The organism is Neisseria sp. (assembly GCF_041804105.1).
GTDB lineage: Bacteria > Pseudomonadota > Gammaproteobacteria > Burkholderiales > Neisseriaceae > Neisseria.
In genome coordinates this window covers 1-5,542 of record NZ_JBHCJY010000123.1, presented here as the reverse complement: position 1 = coordinate 5,542, position 5,542 = coordinate 1, and the positions used below count along the sequence as shown (strand labels likewise).

3 protein-coding genes and 1 pseudogene are annotated in these 5,542 nt (G+C 52.2%); 2 read left to right on the top strand and 2 right to left on the bottom strand.

What is annotated here, in order from left to right; translation table 11 throughout:
• A pseudogene (locus tag ACEYDX_RS10490) lies at window positions 1–2,049 on the top strand (hypothetical protein); the annotation flags it as partial.
• A gap of 179 nt (window positions 2,050–2,228) precedes the next feature.
• Window positions 2,229–2,456 carry a PspC domain-containing protein gene (locus ACEYDX_RS10485; protein WP_373741965.1) on the top strand — a complete coding sequence of 76 codons (228 nt, stop codon included), beginning with the start codon at window positions 2,229–2,231 and terminating at the stop codon, window positions 2,454–2,456.
• A gap of 317 nt (window positions 2,457–2,773) precedes the next feature.
• Here ACEYDX_RS10485 and ACEYDX_RS10480 read toward each other — a convergent pair whose 3' ends face one another.
• Together ACEYDX_RS10480 and ACEYDX_RS10475 are read right to left on the bottom strand one after the other, a co-directional pair.
• Window positions 2,774–4,663, bottom strand: a complete 1,890-nt coding sequence (locus tag ACEYDX_RS10480; RefSeq protein ID WP_373741964.1) for a tetratricopeptide repeat protein — start codon at window positions 4,661–4,663, stop codon at window positions 2,774–2,776.
• Between the two features lie 94 nt (window positions 4,664–4,757).
• A partial coding sequence (locus ACEYDX_RS10475) for a DNA polymerase (protein ID WP_373741963.1) occupies window positions 4,758–5,542 on the bottom strand: 785 nt, incomplete at its 5' end.

Here is a 5,542-nt window from a genome sequence, read left to right as displayed (position 1 = left end):
GACCGCGAAGGCAACGAAGTGGATCAAGAGTCGTTCAACTCCATCTACATGATGGCCGACTCGGGCGCCCGCGGTTCGGCAGCCCAGATCAAACAGCTTTCCGGTATGCGCGGCCTGATGGCCAAGCCCGACGGCTCGATTATCGAAACGCCGATTACTTCCAACTTCCGCGAAGGCCTGACCGTATTGCAATACTTTATCGCCACCCACGGTGCGCGTAAGGGTTTGGCCGATACCGCCTTGAAAACCGCCAACTCAGGTTACCTGACCCGCCGCCTGGTAGACGTTACCCAAGACTTGGTGGTGGTGGAAGACGACTGCGGCACTTCAGACGGCTTCGTGATGAAAGCCGTAGTGCAGGGCGGCGATGTGATTGAAGCCTTGCGCGACCGTATTCTCGGCCGTGTAACCGCTGCCGACGTGGTGGATTCTTCCGGTGCAACGCTGGTGGAAGCCGGCACGCTGCTGAATGAGCAGTTGGTCGATTTGATTGACCAGTCCGGTGTCGATGAAGTTAAAGTTCGCACCCCGATTACCTGTAAAACCCGTTACGGCCTGTGTGCCCACTGCTACGGCCGCGACTTGGCGCGCGGCAAACTGGTGAATACCGGCGAAGCCGTCGGCGTGATTGCCGCCCAGTCTATCGGCGAACCGGGTACCCAGTTGACCATGCGTACCTTCCACATCGGTGGTGCCGCATCCCGTGCCGCCGCTGCAAGCCAAGTGGAAGCCAAATCCAACGGCACCGCCCGCTTCAGCAGCCAGATGCGTTACGTTGCCAACAACAAAGGCGAGCTGGTCGTGATTGGCCGTTCTTGCGAAGTGGTGATTCACGACGAAATCGGTCGTGAGCGCGAACGCCACAAAGTGCCTTACGGTGCCATTCTGCTGGTGCAGGACGGTGCGGCGGTGAAAGCCGGCCAAACGCTGGCCACTTGGGATCCGCACACCCGCCCGATGATTACCGAGCACGCCGGTTTGGTGAAATTCGAAAACGTGGAAGAGGGCGTAACCGTCGCCAAACAAACCGACGATGTAACCGGTTTGTCCACGCTGGTGGTAATTGACGGCAAACGCCGTTCGGCCTCCACTTCCAAACTGCTGCGCCCGACCGTGAAACTGCTCGACGAAAACGGCGAGGAAGTATGCATTCCCGGCACCAACACCGCCGTTTCGATGGCCTTCCCCGTGGGTGCGGTGATTACCGTGCGCGAAGGTCAGGAAGTGGGCAAGGGCGACGTGCTGGCGCGTATTCCGCAGGCTTCTTCCAAAACCCGCGACATTACCGGCGGTCTGCCGCGTGTGGCCGAGCTGTTCGAAGCACGCGTACCCAAAGATGCAGGCATGCTGGCCGAAGTAACCGGCACGGTATCGTTCGGTAAAGAAACCAAAGGCAAACAGCGTCTGATTATTACCGATGTTGACGGAGTAGCATACGAAACCCTGATTTCCAAAGAGAAACAGATTCTGGTGCACGACGGCCAAGTGGTAAACCGCGGCGAAACCATCGTTGACGGTGCCGTTGACCCGCACGACATTCTGCGTCTGCAAGGCATCGAAGCCCTTGCGCGCTACATCGTGCAGGAAGTGCAGGAAGTGTACCGTCTGCAAGGCGTGAAGATTTCCGACAAGCACATCGAGGTCATCATCCGCCAGATGCTGCGCCGCGTGAACATTGCCGACGCAGGCGAAACCGGTTTCATCACCGGTGAACAGGTGGAACGCAGCGACGTTACCCTGGCCAACGAAAAAGCCACGGCCGACGGCAAAGAGCCTGCGCGCTACGAAAACGTGCTGCTGGGTATCACCAAAGCCTCGCTTTCGACCGACAGCTTCATTTCGGCCGCATCGTTCCAAGAAACCACCCGCGTGCTCACCGAAGCCGCGATTATGGGCAAACAGGACGAACTGCGCGGCTTGAAAGAAAACGTGATCGTCGGCCGTCTGATTCCCGCAGGTACGGGCCTTACTTACCACCGTACCCGCCGTCAGGTTTGGCAGGCACACCACGAAGCCGAAGTAGCCGAACAGGTGCACGAAGCCGAGTAATCAAGCAGCAAATAAAGGCGGTTTGTACTAATGGCCGTCTGAAAACACCAAACGCCGTCTGCACAAGCAGGCGGCGTTTTTTACGACAGCCGTTTTCAGACGGCCTCAGAGACAGGGTGAAAATACGGCGAGCCTTGATTTCCCGTTAAAGCGCACCATCTAGAACCTATCCCGCAATTATGGAGAAACACAAAATGGCCAAACTCATCAAACTGCACCGCTCCCGCAACTACCGCATCATCGCCGGCGTGATGGGTGGCATCGCCGAATACCTTGGCTGGTCGCCCTTCCTTACCCGCCTGCTGTTTGTCATCCTTTCCTGCGCCAGCGTCGCCGTGCCGGGAATACTAGTCTATATCGTATTGTGGATCATGATGCCGAACGCTACGGCGGAATCGTACCGGTAGAAATGCCGGACAACAGGGCCGTCTGAAAAATGGTTGAGACGGCCTCAGTGTAAAACTTGGACATTTTTGTTGGATGGCACCTGCGGCAACCCAACCTACGCTGTTCAAACAAGCCGAACCAGATTCCGAACGCAGAATAATTAAAGACAAAGGCCGTCTGAAAATTTTCAGACGGCCTTTATGACTGGTAGGGTGGGTGTAAACCCACCGTTTTGTTTTGAAATTTTGGAATGGTGGGTTTACACCCACCCTATATATTTCAGACGGCCTTCGAATTACAGCCTGCGGATTTTCGCAAACGGTTTGCAACGCAAAGGCTACCGTCCGACCGGATTAATCGGCAGGGACGAATGCGATACTTTGATGTTCAGATTTTTCCGTTTCAGCAGATGGCGGAACACTTCCACTTTCAATCCCGCATCCGTGCGTTCGTAGTTGGTACCCAAAATCACTTCGTCCAACCTGCCGCAAATATCGCCGTATTCCAAAAAAGCGGTGTTGGTAATATGGCAGTATTGCACTTTGTCCGAGCCGGTTTCTTCGATTTTCAGCAGACGGAACTCTTCTTCATCGCGGAAGGCGTAGTCTTTAAACAGATAGCGGATGTATTCCAAAGCCGCTTTGTTTTCTTGGGATTTTTCTTTGTTTTGAACAGGGGCTTTGAAATATTCGCGTAAATGGTTTAAGGCCGTCTGAAGCCGTTTGGCTCTGACTTTATGCCATTTATGGTTGTCGCTAATTGGTTTCAAACGGACACCGAAGTTTTCATCGGTGCTCATCACATCATATTCATCATGCTGCGTATATTCTTCGCGATAAAAAATATAGGCGATTTGGTACAGCGGCAGGTTTTCAGACGGCATCTGTATTTCTGCCACTTTTTTAATGTTATTGCCATCCAACCCGCTGGGGTTCAATCGTCGGTAAGACGCGGCAATATCGGGTTCCTGTATCCAATCACTATTTTTATTGAACACCAAACAGCAGCCCGATGCTTCGGTGTTGCCGACTTTTCCGTACAGGCGGAACTGGTTCAAATCGTTGACGCGGGCGGAAAAGCAGGCGAAAAAGGCATTGAGGGGGCTGCATTCGGTCAGGTTTTCCAAAGCCGCTTCATGAATCCCCAAAAAATCCGACAGGCTTCGGCCTTCATACGGGTCGTTCATATAGGTGGAACTGTTCATCCGCATCTTGCTGACGGCAATCTTTTCCTGATTTTCCTGCTTCTGGCCGATACCCAATAATTTTTCGCATACCGTCGGACTGGTGTAATGCGCCAACGGTTTGTCAAATTCAATCGGTGAAATGCTTAATACCGCCAAAACGGCAGCAAGGTTTTCTTTCAGACGGCCGTCTAAATGTTCAGGCAGTTGGCCTTGGATATACTGTTGTTTGCTGTTGAAATAGTCTTGGTAATTGTTGGATAGAAAATCGAGTTCTCTAAGGCGGCGTTTAATAGACGGCTCTAATTCGTCTTCAAGAGAAGCTGAATTATTTCTTTCATTCAATAATTTTAATGCCTGGTTCAAATGTTTTCTGCTTTGTTCTATTTTTTCCTTATCGGGCGTATCTTCCTGTTTGGCCTGTTGCAAATAACAATATCCTAACCAATTTTGAGAATAAACTTGCAGTTGAGTGCCATTGTCTTCTCCCAATTTTTTAGCTAATTTCAATGTTTCTTGGAAGTGTTCACGCGCTTGATTAAATAATGTTGCATCTTTTTTGGTTTGAATGGCCTGTTCGAGATAACAGCGTCCTAAACCAGATTGCCCCTCACCTTGTCGCAAAATCCCTTTTTCTCCATGTAATTGTTTGGCTAACTCCAATTGCAGTTGCAAATGCTCACGTGCTTTTTTGAATAAAACGGCATCTCTAGTTTGAATGGCCTGCTGAAAATAATTGTATCCTAACCAAGATAGGGCATAATTTTGCTGCTCAATACCATTTTCCCCATTGAATTTTTTAGTCAACGCCAATCGTTGTTGAAAATGCTCACGTGCTTTTTCGAATAAAGCGATATTTTTAGTTTGAACGGCCTGCTCTAAATAACAGCGTCCCAACCAAAATTGGACATCATTTTGCTGTTGAAGATTATTGGTCTTGTCTGAAATCGAATGCCAAGCCTCATTCAGCTTTTGAATGGCTTCGGTATATTTTTTGGCATTAAACAGCTCTATGCCTTCTTTAATCAAATCATCTGTTGTCATGACTTATCCTTTGTAATTTCGTACCAATCGGCTCTTTCAGCCCCAATCCATTTTGTCTGAAAAAGCGGTTTGCAATTTTAAAACCAAATTTGCATTAGTGAGCGGCTTCCCAATCTTCCCCGTTCCCCACTTCCGCCACCAGCGGTACATCCAACATCCCCCCGTCCACTTTAGCCATAATCTCCGGCAGTTTCCCGCGAACCAAATCCAGTTCCGTTTCAACCACTTCCAACACCAATTCGTCATGCACCTGCATAATCAGTTTGCTTTGCAGGCCGTCTGAAATGAGCCAGTTGCGCACGTTTATCATGGCGCGTTTGATGAGGTCGGACGCGGTGCCCTGCATGGGGGCGTTGATGGCGGCGCGTTCGGCGCCTGCGCGGGCGTTGGCGTTGGCGGCGCGGATGTCGGGCAGGTAGAGGCGGCGGCCGAATAGGGTTTCGACGTAGCCGAGCGCGGCGGCCTGTTCTTTGGTGCGCTGCATGTAGTCGGCCACGCCGGGGTAGCGGGCGAAGTAGCGGTCGATGAAGTTTTTGGCGGAGAGGTTGTCGATGCCCAGCGATTTGGCGAGACCGTATTGCCCCATGCCGTAAATCAGGCCGAAGTTGATGGTTTTGGCGTAGCGGCGCTGTTCGGGGCCGACGTTTTCGGGCGGTACGCCGAACACTTCGGCGGCGGTGCGGCGGTGTACGTCTTCGCCGTTTTTAAAGGCTTCGAGCAGGGTTTTGTCGCCGCTCAAATGCGCCATGATGCGCAGCTCGATTTGGGAATAGTCGGCGGAGACAATCAGGCTGCCCGAAGGGGCGGTGAAGGCGCGGCGCACGCGGCGGCCTTCGGCGGTGCGGATGGGGATGTTTTGCAGGTTGGGGTTGTTGCTGG

Coding starts and splice junctions, on each gene's coding strand:
- ACEYDX_RS10485 (WP_373741965.1), top strand. CDS start 2,229: ATGGAGAAACACAAAATGGCCAAACTCATCAAACTGCACCGCTCCCGC.
- ACEYDX_RS10480 (WP_373741964.1), bottom strand. CDS start 4,663: ATGACAACAGATGATTTGATTAAAGAAGGCATAGAGCTGTTTAATGCC.